At 41.5% G+C, this 14,402-nt stretch carries 11 protein-coding genes; 4 read left to right on the top strand and 7 right to left on the bottom strand.

What is annotated here, in order from left to right; all coding sequences use genetic code 11:
- Positions 1–34: 34 nt before the first annotated feature.
- Together E0H82_RS03410 and E0H82_RS03405 are read left to right on the top strand one after the other, a co-directional pair.
- Positions 35–1,255 (top strand): MFS transporter, encoded by a 1,221-nt coding sequence (locus E0H82_RS03410; RefSeq protein WP_131263044.1) that lies wholly within the window; start codon positions 35–37, stop codon positions 1,253–1,255.
- A gap of 138 nt (positions 1,256–1,393) precedes the next feature.
- Positions 1,394–1,855: a hypothetical protein gene (locus E0H82_RS03405; RefSeq protein ID WP_131263042.1), complete on the top strand. Its 462-nt coding sequence runs from the start codon at positions 1,394–1,396 to the stop codon at positions 1,853–1,855.
- Between the two features lies 1 nt (position 1,856).
- Here E0H82_RS03405 and E0H82_RS03400 read toward each other — a convergent pair whose 3' ends face one another.
- Positions 1,857–2,060, bottom strand: coding sequence for an amino acid transport protein (locus tag E0H82_RS03400; RefSeq protein WP_131263040.1), 204 nt, complete (start codon positions 2,058–2,060; stop codon positions 1,857–1,859).
- Positions 2,061–2,142: 82 nt separating this feature from the next.
- On the opposite strand from E0H82_RS03400, the gene E0H82_RS03395 reads away from it, so the two are divergent.
- The gene (locus E0H82_RS03395; protein ID WP_131263576.1) at positions 2,143–2,523 is read left to right on the top strand and encodes an endonuclease domain-containing protein; all 381 of its coding nucleotides are present in this window, start codon (positions 2,143–2,145) and stop codon (positions 2,521–2,523) included.
- 86 nt (positions 2,524–2,609) lie between these two features.
- On the opposite strand, the gene E0H82_RS03390 is transcribed toward E0H82_RS03395, so the two are convergent.
- Both E0H82_RS03390 and metH read right to left on the bottom strand, forming a co-directional pair.
- A complete protein-coding gene (locus E0H82_RS03390) occupies positions 2,610–3,005 on the bottom strand; it encodes a hypothetical protein (RefSeq protein ID WP_131263038.1) in 396 nt (131 codons plus the stop codon).
- A gap of 378 nt (positions 3,006–3,383) precedes the next feature.
- The gene (metH, locus tag E0H82_RS03385) at positions 3,384–7,070 is read right to left on the bottom strand and encodes a methionine synthase (RefSeq protein ID WP_131263036.1); all 3,687 of its coding nucleotides are present in this window, start codon (positions 7,068–7,070) and stop codon (positions 3,384–3,386) included.
- Between the two features lie 440 nt (positions 7,071–7,510).
- Between metH and E0H82_RS03380 the strand changes: the two genes are divergently transcribed.
- Positions 7,511–9,133 carry an inorganic phosphate transporter gene (locus tag E0H82_RS03380; RefSeq protein ID WP_131263034.1) on the top strand — a complete coding sequence of 541 codons (1,623 nt, stop codon included), beginning with the start codon at positions 7,511–7,513 and terminating at the stop codon, positions 9,131–9,133.
- Between the two features lie 352 nt (positions 9,134–9,485).
- Here E0H82_RS03380 and pgaD read toward each other — a convergent pair whose 3' ends face one another.
- The 4 genes from pgaD to oxyR form a co-directional block, all read right to left on the bottom strand.
- Positions 9,486–9,908 (bottom strand): poly-beta-1,6-N-acetyl-D-glucosamine biosynthesis protein PgaD, encoded by a 423-nt coding sequence (gene pgaD / locus E0H82_RS03375; RefSeq protein WP_131263032.1) that lies wholly within the window; start codon positions 9,906–9,908, stop codon positions 9,486–9,488.
- A gap of 27 nt (positions 9,909–9,935) precedes the next feature.
- Entirely contained in the window at positions 9,936–11,198 is a 1,263-nt protein-coding gene (pgaC, locus tag E0H82_RS03370; protein WP_131263030.1) for a poly-beta-1,6-N-acetyl-D-glucosamine synthase, read from the bottom strand.
- 12 nt (positions 11,199–11,210) lie between these two features.
- Positions 11,211–13,205, bottom strand: a complete 1,995-nt coding sequence (gene pgaB / locus E0H82_RS03365; RefSeq protein WP_131263028.1) for a poly-beta-1,6-N-acetyl-D-glucosamine N-deacetylase PgaB — start codon at positions 13,203–13,205, stop codon at positions 11,211–11,213.
- Positions 13,206–13,506: 301 nt separating this feature from the next.
- Positions 13,507–14,400 (bottom strand): LysR family transcriptional regulator OxyR, encoded by an 894-nt coding sequence (gene oxyR, locus E0H82_RS03360; protein ID WP_116761840.1) that lies wholly within the window; start codon positions 14,398–14,400, stop codon positions 13,507–13,509.
- Positions 14,401–14,402 lie beyond the last annotated feature (2 nt).

Here is a 14,402-nt window from a genome sequence, read left to right as displayed (position 1 = left end):
TAGTTGAAATATCAATGATTGGAGTTTTTCAGCTATGACGTCTTCAATACAGGCGAAGGAAAGCGTGGATGAAGCTGTGGCAAATCTTCAGCCACAAGGAATGATTGTAAAAATTGTGGGTGCTGTGGCTCTGGCGCATTTATTGAATGACTTGATTCAAGCCGTTCTTCCTGCAATTTATCCGATGCTGAAAACCAACTTTTCACTGAACTTTGCTCAAGTTGGACTCATTTCATTGGTGTATCAAATTACTGGATCATTGCTGCAACCTTGGATTGGTCTTTATACTGACAAAAATCCTAAACCATATTTGTTGCCACTGGGTATGTTGGTGACCTTGAGTGGTATTTTATTGTTGGCATTTTCACCTAGTTTTACCATATTGCTTATTGGCTCTGCTCTGATTGGGGTGGGGTCATCGACCTTTCATCCGGAAGCTTCACGTGTGGCGCGTATGGCATCGGGTGGACGTTTTGGCACAGCACAATCGAGCTTTCAAGTGGGAGGTAATACCGGCACAGCCATTGGACCTTTATTGGCTGCACTGATTATTGTGCCCTTTGGACAACATGCAGTGGCATTGTTGATTGTATTTGCATTACTTGCCATTTGGGTATTATTTGGCGTGAGCCGTTGGAGTATTAGCCATAGTAAAAAACAACTGGCAGCCAAGGCACAACAAGTACAAAGTAAATTGCACGGGCGCCAGTTAGTGATCGCACTTTCGACCATCTGCGTGCTGATGTTTGCCAAATTTACTTATATTGCCAGTATTAGTAATTACTTTACTTTTTACTTGATGCATAAATTCCAGATTAGCTTGCAATCGGCACAGTTACATTTGTTTGCGTTCTTAGCTGCGGTGGCATTGGGAACCTTTGCAGGCGGCCCAATTGGCGACAAAATTGGACGTAAAGCGGTGATTTGGGTGTCGTTTGTTGGCATGGCACCGTTTGCTTTAATGATGCCTTTTGCCAATCTGTTCTGGACCACAGTATTGTCAGTCATGACAGGCTTGGTATTGTCTTCTGCCTTTGCTGCTATGGTGGTCTACGCACAAGAGGCTGTGCCTGGGCGAGTGGGCATGATTGCAGGCTTAATGTTCGGCTTAATGTTTGGTGTGAGTGGTATCGCTGCAGCAGGTTTGGGTTATTTGGCAGATTTAAAGGGCATTGAGTGGGTGTTTGGTGTGTGTTCATTGTTACCATTATTGGGATTTGCCACCGCATTTTTACCGAAGACCCAAGCAAACTAAACTGAATACCGCAGAACTTTAGGTTTAAACGCGCTATCTTGTAAAAAGAATAAGATGGCGCATTTTTTTGCATATTTGTTATATCCAAAAACCAATACAACGATGGATGAACCGTTTTGATTCTGGAGGATGAATGTCATGACTACTCCCGATACTGCAATAAAATTTTCCTTAGGCTTGGAGCAGCTCAGCTTTGAACTCGAGGGGCAGCACTTTCAGAGTGATAAAGGCTTACAATTCATCAAGTCGAATAGTATGCGTCATGGTCTACTAGACGAACTCGCCATTGAATTGATGATCTATGTGATTGAAGAAATATTAGAATCGCTTCCCATTCAATATGCTCCGCCCAAAAATGCAATCACTGAGGATGCTTTATTTCAACAAGTATTGAGCTTATTTTTTCCGAATCAGCACAATATAGATCGAGTGCAGCTTGAAAGTGGCTTTAACGAGTTTATCGAGCATCGCGAATATTATGTGTGTAAAGTAGCGGAGCAGGGTGTATTCAGTCTGGTTTACTTTGTATTTTTACGCGAGATGATGCATCACTGGAATGTCGTGGACATCAAATTTGAATCTTTTGGAACCATTGAATAGCTTAAAAACGTAAAAAATAGGGAATAACCGACAATACAATACCAATGCCACCAAGCAAAACATTACTTTCTATAAAATATGGGAAAACCATTAGAACTAGACCGACAACAAAGGGCACAGTCAGTTTTTGTTTTTTGCCATACAGAAAATAGCCTAAACCAATTGAGCTAAAGATCACACCGAGAAAAAGTTGGGTTGCGTTCATGATGATGTTTCGTGCATTGTTATTTTCTGGTGGATATTATGCCAAGATTCTTAAAAGAATATTTAAAAAAAAGAGCGTCGTGATGCAACCTTATAACAAGCACTTAAAACTTCCATCGCGTGATTTACGTAATAATATGACCGATGAAGAACAATGGCTATGGCAAAGATTACGTCGTAAGCAAATTTTAGGATTACAGTTTTATCGACAAAAGCCAATTCTTAACTTTATCGTGGATTTTTATTGTTCCTCTGCGAACCTCGTTATTGAGTGTGATGGAGGGCAGCATTACACCGAAGATGGTCGTTTGGCTGATCAAATCCGAGATCAGGCTTTAAGTGAGCTAGGACTAGTGGTACTGAGGTTTAGTAATCGGCAGATTTTGACTGAAACTGATGCTGTGGTGGAGCAGATTTATAGTGTTGTTAAGCATAGATTGGAATCCCCCTCTTGCGAAACCTAGTTTCTCACCTTTTAAAAGGGGGACTTTACGTGAATTTTGTTGAGGTTTTGAATTCGCGGGGTTCCTCCTTTTAAAGGAAGTGTAAATTAGATTTTATTGAAATTTTTCAAAAAATTAGTAGGATGTTGATGGAAGCGAATATGATTTTTGGATTTTAAATTTCGCTTTTTTTCCTTGAATGCTGGAACAATATAGCCCCATTCTGCATTTCTAGAGAAATATATGACATAGTCAATATCAGCATCTTCCCATTTATTTTCAACAACAATATTATCATCTGCAGAATATAAGCTTTTGACTTGGATACGATATACAGTACGGCCATCTAAAATTTGAATATCAGTTTTGGCATATACATCCAAACTAGGCATACTTGCATCCCAGCCATCACTTAAGAGCCAAGAGAGTAGTAAATATTCATAAGAATGATTTTTGTATTGAGATAGGGTTTGTTCTTTAAGCGCAGTCTGACGAACAGGCATAAAAACTCCTTAAAGCTTTTAATGCCGTAAGTCGTTTTGGCTATCGATTCACGGATACATGGATGTAATATAGCTCTTAATAAAACCATGCTTTTATTTAAGAGGCACTACTGCATTTCCTATGGAAAATGCCCAATTGATATCGGTTACCAAACCCTTATTAAATAGAATATATCTAATTTAATATTCATCAATATTCAGCTCTCTTGAGTCTGTAGTGTCTGAATTTTTTTGAAAGTATCTGATCTACAATTATTTGTCAAATTTTAATCCCTCCCAACCTCCCTTTCAAAAAGGGAGGAGCTGTCACGTAATTCATTTACTCACATGATATTCCCCTCTTTTTAAAGAGGGGTTAGGGGAGATTAAAAAACTAAGTTAAACAATCGAATCATCTAAATTCGGACCTAACCAGCGTTTTGCCTCATCAAGTGTCCAACCTTTACGTTTTGCATAATCTTCAAGTTGGTCTTGAGAGATTTTGCCCACGTTAAAGTATTCACTTTGAGGGTGCGAATAATAGAAACCACTGACTGAAGATGGTGGCATCATTGCAAAATGTTCAGTCAGTTTGGTGCCGATTTTGTCGGTAGAACCTAACCAATCAAATAACACTGCCTTTTCAGAGTGCTCAGGGCAAGCAGGGTAGCCTGGCGCAGGACGAATACCGACATATTTCTCTTTGATCAATTCTGCATTGCTCAAAGTCTCATCCGCTTTATAGCCCCAGAACTCTTTACGGATACGCTCATGCAAGTGTTCTGCAAAGGCTTCAGCAAAACGGTCGGCTAGTGACTGAACTAAAATTGCAGAGTAGTCATCACCTTTAGCTTTGTATTCGTTTGCCAATTCTTCTGCACCAAAAATCGATACAGTGAATCCGCCTAAGTAATCCTGTTGCTCACGGTCAGCGCGAATGTAATCTGCCAAAGACAAGTTTGGTTTACCTGTGACTTTGTCAGATTGCTGACGTAAGTGCTCAAAAGTATGCGTAACATTTTGACCAGCTTCATCAAACACGCTAACTGTATCGGCACCTGTACGTTGTGCAGGGTATAGACCAAACACGGCACGGGCATCGAAACGATGATTCTCGATCACATCTTTGAGCATGGCTTGCGCTTGATTGTATAAATCAGTTGCAGCTTCACCGACCACTTCATCTTCTAAGATTTTCGGGAATTTACCCGCCAAGCTCCAAGAAATAAAGAATGGCGTCCAGTCAAAATATTCCACCAAGGTTGCAAGTGGGTAATTGGTCAGTACATGTGTACCTATTGTATTTGGAATCGGTGGTACATAGTTCGCATCGACTTTAAAACCATTTTCAACCGATTCGGCATAACTGAGTTTTGCTGCTTTCGGCTGCTTATTGGCTAAACGTTCACGAATCTTGGTATATTCAGCACGATGTTCAGCAATAAAATTACCGCGCATTTCTTTCGAGAGTAGGGTGGTTGCGACGCCCACCGCACGAGAAGCATCGGCAACATAAATTACTGCATCATTTGAATATTGCGGATCAATCTTCACTGCGGTATGTGCTTTGGATGTGGTTGCACCACCAATCAATAAAGGAATGTCAAAACCTTTACGTTGCATTTCTTTGGCAACAAACACCATTTCATCCAAAGATGGCGTGATCAAACCAGATAACCCGATGATGTCACATTTCTCATCAATTGCGGTTTGCAGGATTTTTTCCGCAGGCACCATCACACCAAGATCAACAATGTCATAGCCGTTACAACCCAAGACCACGCCCACGATATTTTTACCAATATCGTGTACGTCGCCTTTCACGGTTGCCATCAATACACGACCTTTGGATTGTGCATTGCCTTTTTCGGCTTCGATGTATGGGTTTAACCATGCCACAGCTTGTTTCATCACGCGTGCCGATTTAACCACTTGAGGGAGGAACATTTTGCCTGAACCGAACAGGTCACCAACCACGTTCATGCCGTCCATCAAAGCGCCTTCAATCACATCGAGTGGACGTTTAGCTTTCAGACGCGCTTCTTCAGTATCTTCGTCAATGTATGTGGTAATACCTTTGACTAGAGCATATTCAAGACGTTTTTCTACAGGTTCGTTACGCCATTCAAGGTTTTCGGCTTCACGTTGAGCGCCAGTATGACCACGGAATTTTTCCGCCACTTCAAGCAATTTTTCTGTCGCGTTTTGACCTGAATCACCTTGGTTCTGATTCAGTACAACATCTTCAACCGCATCTTTCAGTTCTTTTGGAATATCGTCATAAATCGCCATTTGACCAGCGTTGACGATGCCCATAGTCATGCCTTGTTTAATTGCATAGTAAAGGAACACAGAGTGAATCGCTTCACGTACAGGTTCATTACCACGGAATGAGAAGGATACGTTGGATACACCACCTGAAATCATGGCATGCGGTAGGTTTTGTTTAATCCAACCTGTGGCTTCAATAAAATCGACGCCATAGTTATTGTGTTCTTCAATCCCTGTTGCGACCGCAAATACGTTCGGGTCAAAAATAATATCTTCAGCAGGGAAGCCCACCTCATTAACCAAAACGTCATAAGAACGTTTACAGATTTCACGTTTGCGTGCAGCCGTATCTGCCTGACCTGTTTCATCAAAGGCCATCACAATAATCGCAGCACCATACTGACGGCATAAACGTGCTTTTTCGACAAACTCGTCACAACCTTCTTTTAAGGAAATCGAGTTTACGACAGGTTTACCTTGTACGCATTTTAAGCCTGCTTCAATGATTTCCCATTTCGATGAGTCAATCATGATCGGTACGCGAGAAATATCAGGCTCAGATGCAACGAGATTGAGGAAATGTACCATCGCATTTTGCGAATCGAGCATCCCTTCATCCATGTTGATGTCGATAATTTGCGCGCCAGCTTCCACTTGTTGTTGTGCAACTTCCAAAGCTTCTGCAAATTTTTCTTCACGGATTAAGCGTAGGAACTTTTTTGAACCTGTCACGTTGGTACGTTCACCCACGTTAACGAACAAAGAATCATCATAAATGTTAAATGGTTCTAAACCACTTAAACGGCAAGCAGGCTTCGTTTCAGGAATCTGGCGTGGCTGAATGTCTTTAACCGCATTGTAAATGGCACGAATATGATCTGGCGTTGTACCACAGCAACCGCCTGTAATATTGATCAAACCACTTTCTGCAAATTCTTTGATGAATGCAGCTGTTTGCTCTGGGGTTTCATCATATTCACCAAAAGCATTCGGCAAGCCTGCATTGGGATGCGCTGAAACAAAGGTATCTGCAACATCGGCAATGGTTTTGACGTGAGGGCGCATGGCATCTGCACCCAAGGCACAGTTAAAACCAATCGACAGTAAATCCCCGTGACGCACCGAGTTCCAGAACGCCTCCGCAGTTTGACCTGTAAGGGTACGACCTGAAGCATCGGTAATGGTGCCTGAAATCATCAACGGCAGTTCACGACCAAGTTGTTTGAATACTTCCTTGACTGCAAAGATTGCCGCTTTACAGTTCAATGTATCGAACACAGTTTCAATCAAGATGATGTCTGAACCACCTTCGATTAAGGCATGTGTTGCTTCAATATAGTTTTCTTTGAGTTCATCAAAAGTAATGTTACGAAATGCAGGATCGTTTACATTGGGTGAAATTGAACAAGTACGTGATGTTGGCCCAAGTACACCTGCCACAAAACGCGGTTTGTCTGGAGTTGAATATTTTTCACAGGCAGCTTTGGCTAAACGCGCTGCTTCACGGTTAATTTCGGGAACCAAATCTTCCATGTGGTAGTCCGACATAGAAACACGCGTGCCGTTAAAGCTGTTGGTTTCAATAATGTCTGCGCCCGCATCTAGATAGGCTTCATGAATGCCTTGAATAATCTGCGGTTGCGTCAAGACCAATAAGTCATTGTTGCCTTTAAGGTCAGATGCCCAATCTACAAAGCGTTCACCACGATAATCTTCTTCTTCGAGCTTATGGCGCTGAATCATGGTGCCCATTGCGCCATCAATGATCAATATACGCTCAGCGAGAAGCTTTTTAAGGGTGGTAAGCGTGGACATAAATAACCCCAATACACGACAAGTCTTGAAATGGAGCATATTTTAACAGAACTCAGGCTTAATTTTATTTTAATTCAGCTTTTTGACTGTCAAGTTAGTAGTATTCATGCAAAAAAGAAGAGTTATTTGGCGATTTCATTGAAATGCAATATTACATAGGCATGATGGATCCGTTTCGATTTCAAGGTGAAAGCGCATCAGAGAATGATAAATTTTTTTACATTTCTGAAAATCAACTACTTTTTTGCATGAAATATTTTTTTGTTATAAGTATTTGAAAAAAACAGATTTACAGTCGAAAATTCTCCCCATAGTAGCGCGGAGTGATTTAAAACAGGTCAATTGTTAAAAATTTGGCTTTATATGACACCTGTTTGTCATATAATTGTCATAATTTAATTGAACAATAAGGGGATTTTATTATCCTCTTAACCGTCTGCATGAATTCAAAAACTCCTCCCGTCCAAGATCGTATGCATTCAGCATCGAACAAGTCGACGAATGTGCATGTTCCAACACCGAAGTTTTTTATGCCGGTGTTTTTTACGGTCATTATTGCAACCCTCATTTATATTGGGTTTCAGGTATCTGCGGACTTGTCGCATGTACCACCATTAAGTTTGTATTCTGTTATTCTTTTAGCGACGGCATTATTGATTGCACTAGGCTTTGAGTTTGTGAATGGTTTCCATGACACAGCCAATGCAGTTGCAACTGTCATTTATACCAATGCTCTGTCTGCGCCTGTTGCGGTGATGTGGGCTGGTTTTTGTAATTTCCTTGGGGTTATGGTCGCTAGCGGCGCGGTTGCTTATGGCATTATTGCTTTACTGCCAGTTGAACTGATTATGAATGTGAGTTCAGGGGCAGGCTTCGCGATGGTCTTTGCCATGCTGATTGCTGCAATTCTGTGGAATTTAGGCACTTGGTTCTTGGGTATTCCTGCATCGAGTTCGCACACTCTGATTGGTTCTATTCTGGGTGTAGGCATTATGAACTACCTATTACATTCGGGTAGTGGTGCCAGTGGTGTTGATATGGACCAAGTGATGAAAGTGGGTAAAGCATTATTGTTTTCTCCTTTAATTGGTTTTGCATTTGCTGCTGTTGTTTTCTTATTGGTGAAAAAAGTCTTCAAGCGTCAGCTCGAATTATTCCAACCACCTGAAGGCAATAAACCACCACCGCCACTGATTCGTGCCATTCTAATTTTTACCTGTACAGGGGTAAGCTTTGCACATGGTTCAAACGACGGTCAAAAAGGCATGGGCTTAATCATGTTAATTTTGATTGGTTTGGTGCCGTTGGCTTATTCACTCAACAAGAATTTAGACTCAGCACATATCCAGTCATTTGAGAAATTGTCATCTCAAGCTGCGGTTGCGATGTATCCTGCACATGCAGATATTCCAGATGAAAAAGCGCGTCAAACCATTACTGCGTATGTTCAAACCAAAGAATTGACTCCAGAAGTGGTGCCTGCTTTGGCAAGTTTGACTGATCATTTGGGTGACCGTATTGCTCAATATGGCGACTTGAAAAATATTCCTGAAGATGCAATTTCATCTATCCGTAATGATATGTATTTGAGCACAACAGCGTTCAAACGTTTGGATAAAGCAGACCAGTTACCTGCGATGCCTGAAGCTCAGCAAAAGGTGGTGAAAGAGTACCGTAGCAATTTGGATAGCTTCTTACAGTACATTCCAACGTGGGTAAAAGTTGCAGTAGCTTTGGCTTTGGGTCTAGGCACAATGGTGGGCTGGAAGCGTATTGTAGTGACTGTTGGTGAGCGTATTGGTAAACATCACATGACTTATGGTCAGGGTATGTCTGCTGAACTTGTGGCAATGTCGACCATTGCAGCGGCGGATGGTTTTGGTATGCCAGTTTCTACAACTCACGTATTAAACAGTGCGGTTGCGGGTACGATGGTAGCCAACAAGTCAGGTTTGAATTTTGCCACTGTAAAAACAATTCTTTCGGCATGGATTTTTACACTTCCTGCCACCATTTGTTTATCTGGTGGTTTATACTGGATTTTCCTCCAGTTCGTTTCTTAAAGTTCTTAAGAGACGGAATAAAAGCGCTGCATGGTCAGCGCTTTTTTTATGTCTGTTTGATTAAAAAATCCATCGTTTTGATGCGAAGAACGGCTGCTTTCTCACAGATATTTATTGCGATTAGAAGCAGATGAATTGCTAGGGTTCAATCAGATTCACGCCTATTTCCATAGATATTTTAAAGGCAAAAGCGGTAATCATGATGAAAACAAGAGGTAGGCAGTTTTGTTTTTATTTTGCGAAGGATTTAGATGCGACTACACTTTGGTTTTGAAAAATGACTTGAATAAAAAAGACCTCAAGAGATCTTGAGGTCAATTGTTTTTAGACGGGTGGGGTGATCTATATTCTATTATTCTAGATCAATGATTTGTCCTTGATCATTATGATGAACCACGGTGATTTTATACTGTCGAGATTGTTCAATTTTTTGGTTGCTAAGCTCGAAATAATCAGCATATTGTTGTGTAGTTAAAGACTGTTCTTGCTCTATGTTAACACTTGCAGACGGCATAAATTTGCTCCAGAGCAATAAACCCACACTACAGAGTAGTAGTTCTAAGCCACCATATTCAAGGCTTATACTCAGTGCACTTAACAAATGGTGTACCGCTACGCTTTTCTGTAATTGTATGAGAATCCAGACCAGCAAGAAAGGACGCCAAAGCATGAACCATGCACCCCACATTAATGCCGTAGTGGTGTTGGACATATAGCGTTTATGCCAAGGCAGTAAATGACGCAAATCAATCACTAAATCATGTTGAGATTTCATTTTGAGATACTCTAATCGTGTTGAGTGTTATAAACGAACACCGCGGTCTGGGCTTACCCAGCGCGCGCGTTTATCTTCACCACGTAACAACACTTTTGGAAAAGCCATAATGGTGGCCCCAATGGTAATGAGCCAGAATACAAACGGATACCAAATCATCCAGAAGTAGTTTTTGCCTAAATTCGGTTCATATCTACTATCCATCCATTTGCTTAAAGCAAACTGAATAAGACAGGTCGCTCCCAGTAATACACCACTGCCATAAGGTAAGAATGGAGAGCTAATACTACTCAATGCGGCTATTGGGAAAATAAAATGTACAAGCCACAAAATGGCCAATAATAACATTAAATAGGACCAAACTAGCGTTAGACAAAGTTCTAACATCAGTGGCCATAAGAAGTTTAATTTTGGTTGAGTGAATACATCCAAATTTTTGATTAAGACTTGAGCACCACCCATTGCCCAACGTAGACGTTGTTTCCAAAGTCCAGAAAGCGTTTCAGGCATTAAAATCCACACCAGTGCATTCGGTTCAAACTGAATGTCCCAACCCGCACGCTGCAATTTCCAAGTGATGTCAATGTCTTCAGTGAGCATGTTGGGCGACCAATATCCCACCTGATGCACGGCACTTTTACGGAACGCCGTAATCACGCCTGATACCGTAAACAATCGTCCAAAGGTACGCTGTGCGCGTTTAATCATACCCACAATCGAAGAAAACTCACCAACTTGAATGCGTCCCAAGAGTGTTGAACGGGTCCGAATACGCGGATTGCCTGTCACCGCTGCAATCTTAGGATTGGCAATGAAATGTTGCATCATCCATGTTGCTGCATGTGGGTCGAGTAGGGCATCTCCATCTATTCCCAATAGGAATTCGGCTTCAGTCACAAGGCTACCCGCTTGTAATGCCATGGCTTTACCTTGGTTTTTCGCAAGATGCACCACACGTAAACGTTCATGCTGCTGTGCCAATTGGTTCAATACTTCAGCAGTGTTGTCCGAACTACCATCATTAATTGCAATGACTTCAAAATTCGGATAGTCCAGTTTTAAAGCATGACTAATGGTTTCTTCTGCATTATCACCCTCATTAAAACAAGGGATTAATACCGCAACCAGAGGGTAGTGCGGTAATGTCTTGGGTTGTTGATAGGCAGGTTGTTTACGCTCTTTACGATAGAAAATTAGTGCACCTAACATCCACAGGTAAGACATGAATAACGGGTAATAAAACACAAAGTTGAGTGCGTGATGCAACCAAAGATTGAAATGAGGGAACATACTCAACTGCCTTTATGGAATTAATTGAGAAGATTTGGTTGCAAAGACATCATGCATGACTTTTGGGTCTGGATGTCCTTGAATTGGGTCGTCAGGGTAATAGGCAACATGTATAACCCCTTGGCTGTATAAGGACTGAATCGTGCTTGCCAGTTCCTGTGACGGAATTTTCTGATTGTTACGCCAGTTGGTCGCTTGCAATTCAAAGACTGTTTTTTTCATACCATTCGGGAAAGATTTGACCCGTTGAACGATGTCACGATAAAACTGATCGGCGTCAGGTGCTTGCTCCATATAGGGCATTGCCATAATTGCAGTAAAGTCGTAACGTTTTAAGGACTCTTCAAGTGACTGTGAATACCAGTTTTCTGCATAAGGTTTTAATGCGACTTGTGCATATAAATTACGTGCAGTGAGCAGGAAGGGTTCGTACTGACGGACTTGGCTGGCAAGCTGCATGGCAAAATCATCAATGGTTTTGGTTTTATATGCAGTCCATTTTTGCAATAAGGCATCATCGGCACGAATTTTCGCTAAATCAGTCGGTAAACCTTGTGCTGCATAGGCCGTTAAAGCATTTGGGCTGGCATCTTCATAATCAGATAGAGTGGTATCGTCATGGAATAGAATGCCGTTAAATGGCGTAGATTTTGCTAAATCCTGATAGATCTCACTGATGGTTTGACGTGCACGGGCAGAATAAGGCGATAAGCGTAGATAGCCCATATTTAAATGATCTTGACTAACTTGTTGTGTTTCAACTACATCTTTGCTTACTGGATCCGTTTGGGGAAGTTCCCATGCCAATAAAGGCATCCAAGCATAGATACGGCTGACTTGGGTACGGGTCTGAATTTGCCAAGCCACATGATTAAATAGATCAGCACGCATAGGTAAATGACGATTTGGGAAATACACCATATTGGCAGAACCGTCACCATCGGAATCTGAGAAAGCTTGTAAATAAACAGTATTGACCCCCATAGCACGAATGCGATCTAGCAAAATGCCAAGATTATGTTCTTGTTGCTTAGGATTAGGGTCATAAACATAATCCAAATCGATATGCATGATTTTTTGTGGGCGGTTGTTATCGCCCAAATTCATTTCACGATTTTTGATTTCTTGTGCCAGATCGGCGGTACTCATATTGCCTTCAACCAAAATACGGTTCAGCGTTTGCAAAGAACCATGCACATGATCGGGGCCATCATCTAGGGTAATGGTAATTGGCATACCTAACTGCTTGGCAATATTCACATCTTGCATGTTATAGCGACCATATGGCCAAACCATGACACGTGGTGCTTTTAAACCATGAGCTTGGAGTAATTCGTTGTTATGTTTTAAATCTTGAGTGATGCGGGTGGTATATTGCTGATCATTTTCATAGCGTTGCTGTTTTGCATCATATTCACGTGTAATGGCCGCAGGTTCAGAATTACCTTGCGGATTGGCATTAATGCCACGATGTAAATTAAAACTATGATTCCCAATTTCGACTAAACCACTGTCTTGCATTTCTTTCAGTTCTGACCAAGTCAGAATTTTGTCACGTGAAATAACATCGTCACCAAAATGAACTGGTTGATTGGCTTTCGGGGTGAGCCATGAACCGACCACAGCAAGTACTACAGGAATATGTTTGGCTTTAAGAATTGGGTAGGCATGGGTATAAAATGATTGATAGCCATCATCTATAGTCAATAATACGGGTTTACTTGGCAAGCGGTATTTGCCTTGGTGGGCTTGAATCAATTGGTTGACATTCACAAAGTGAAAACCATTGTTTTGTAGCCAGTCAAGGTGCTGACTAAACTGTTGTGGTGTTACTGCATAGTCAGGGATCAGGGCATTTTTTTGATCGGTAATTTCATGATAACCAATAATGGTTAGGGTAGATGAGTCAGCTTTGGGAGGCTCGGCTGCCATACTGAATGACGCGCTGAGCGAACACAATAATCCTAGCGAAAGGGGAAACCAAGGAGATGCAAAGCGAGCAAGCATAGCGATATCTTCTAAAAAACTTTTAGTGCGGGAGATTAGTGACCACAAAAACTCAAAATTGTTCTTATTTCTGGGAGTCGACTAAGGTCTTTTGTTCATTGCGCATTTATAAATTCTGAACCTGAACGTTTTCTTAAAAAATGCAATTTTTAAAGAGGTGATACAGAATAAAAACAATTTATTGCAGATGTATTGCATTTGGGATGGGGGATGCAGAGTAATTTTAAGAATGTCACCATTGTAAAAATGAAAAACCCAGTGCTGACACTGGGTTTTTATGATCGAACCTAAAAGTTCGTTCTTAGGTAATTTTCTGTAAGATTTGCAATAGCACATCAAATTCGCTTTGCAATGGTGTGCTCTTACGCGTAATTAATGCCAATGTGCGACTTGGTGCATCTTGAATCGGTTTTACAATTAAGTCTGGGTTGGCTTTAATCATATTGGTGTGCAAAGCAATTTCAGGCAATAAAGTAAAGCCCAAGTTTGCAGAGACCATTTCAATTAAAGTCGGTAATGAACTTGCCTTTAAGCGGTGATCATTTTTACGTTCCCCAATTGGGCAGGCACTTAAGGCATGATCACGTAAGCAATGTCCTTCTTCCAACAATGTTAAACGTGATAAATCTAAATCTTCCAGCGTTACCGCTTGTGCCGAACGTTGGTCAGATTTATGACACACCAAGAACAAGTCTTCTTTTGCAATTTCAGCAACTTTAAGTCCACGCGTGTCAAATGGCAGTGCCAACAACACCATATCTAAGTTACCATGTTCAAGTTTTTCAACAATTTTTTCGCTTTGTGCTTCATGTAAATGCAACTGGATTTTAGGAAGTTGCTTATGCACTTCGTCAAGTAGTTGCGACAAAATAAAAGGCGCAATCGTTGGAATAACACCTAAATGTAGATCACCAGTCAAAGGCTCACTCATTTCACGACTTAAGCGCATTAAGTCTTGAGCATCAGCAAGTAGAACACGGGCTCGAGCGACAACTTGTTCGCCAAGCGGGGTTAAACGTACATTTTGGCGATCGCGTTCAACGAGGACGCCACCCAGTAAGCGTTCAAGTTCCATGATCCCACCCGAAAGAGTAGATTGGGTCACGAACGAACGACGCGCCGCTTCAGTGAAGTGCAGCGTTTCAGACAGTGTTACAAGGTATGACAGCTGTCTCAGGGATGGTAATGCAGCCATAG

The sequence above is a fragment of the Acinetobacter sp. ANC 4910 genome (assembly GCF_004331035.1).
Classification (GTDB): Bacteria; Pseudomonadota; Gammaproteobacteria; order Pseudomonadales; family Moraxellaceae; genus Acinetobacter.
This window is presented reverse-complemented; position numbering and strand designations above follow the sequence as displayed.

What these genes read in the sequence shown, in the direction of transcription:
- E0H82_RS03380 (WP_131263034.1), top strand. Translation starts at nt 7,511, where the DNA reads ATGAATTCAAAAACTCCTCCCGTCCAAGATCGTATGCATTCAGCATCG.
- E0H82_RS03400 (WP_131263040.1), bottom strand. Translation starts at nt 2,060, where the DNA reads ATGAACGCAACCCAACTTTTTCTCGGTGTGATCTTTAGCTCAATTGGT.
- E0H82_RS03390 (WP_131263038.1), bottom strand. Translation starts at nt 3,005, where the DNA reads ATGCCTGTTCGTCAGACTGCGCTTAAAGAACAAACCCTATCTCAATAC.
- pgaD (WP_131263032.1), bottom strand. Translation starts at nt 9,908, where the DNA reads ATGAAATCTCAACATGATTTAGTGATTGATTTGCGTCATTTACTGCCT.
- pgaB (WP_131263028.1), bottom strand. Translation starts at nt 13,205, where the DNA reads ATGCTTGCTCGCTTTGCATCTCCTTGGTTTCCCCTTTCGCTAGGATTA.
- E0H82_RS03395 (WP_131263576.1), top strand. Translation starts at nt 2,143, where the DNA reads ATGCAACCTTATAACAAGCACTTAAAACTTCCATCGCGTGATTTACGT.
- E0H82_RS03410 (WP_131263044.1), top strand. Translation starts at nt 35, where the DNA reads ATGACGTCTTCAATACAGGCGAAGGAAAGCGTGGATGAAGCTGTGGCA.
- E0H82_RS03405 (WP_131263042.1), top strand. Translation starts at nt 1,394, where the DNA reads ATGACTACTCCCGATACTGCAATAAAATTTTCCTTAGGCTTGGAGCAG.
- oxyR (WP_116761840.1), bottom strand. Translation starts at nt 14,400, where the DNA reads ATGGCTGCATTACCATCCCTGAGACAGCTGTCATACCTTGTAACACTG.
- metH (WP_131263036.1), bottom strand. Translation starts at nt 7,070, where the DNA reads ATGTCCACGCTTACCACCCTTAAAAAGCTTCTCGCTGAGCGTATATTG.
- pgaC (WP_131263030.1), bottom strand. Translation starts at nt 11,198, where the DNA reads ATGTTCCCTCATTTCAATCTTTGGTTGCATCACGCACTCAACTTTGTG.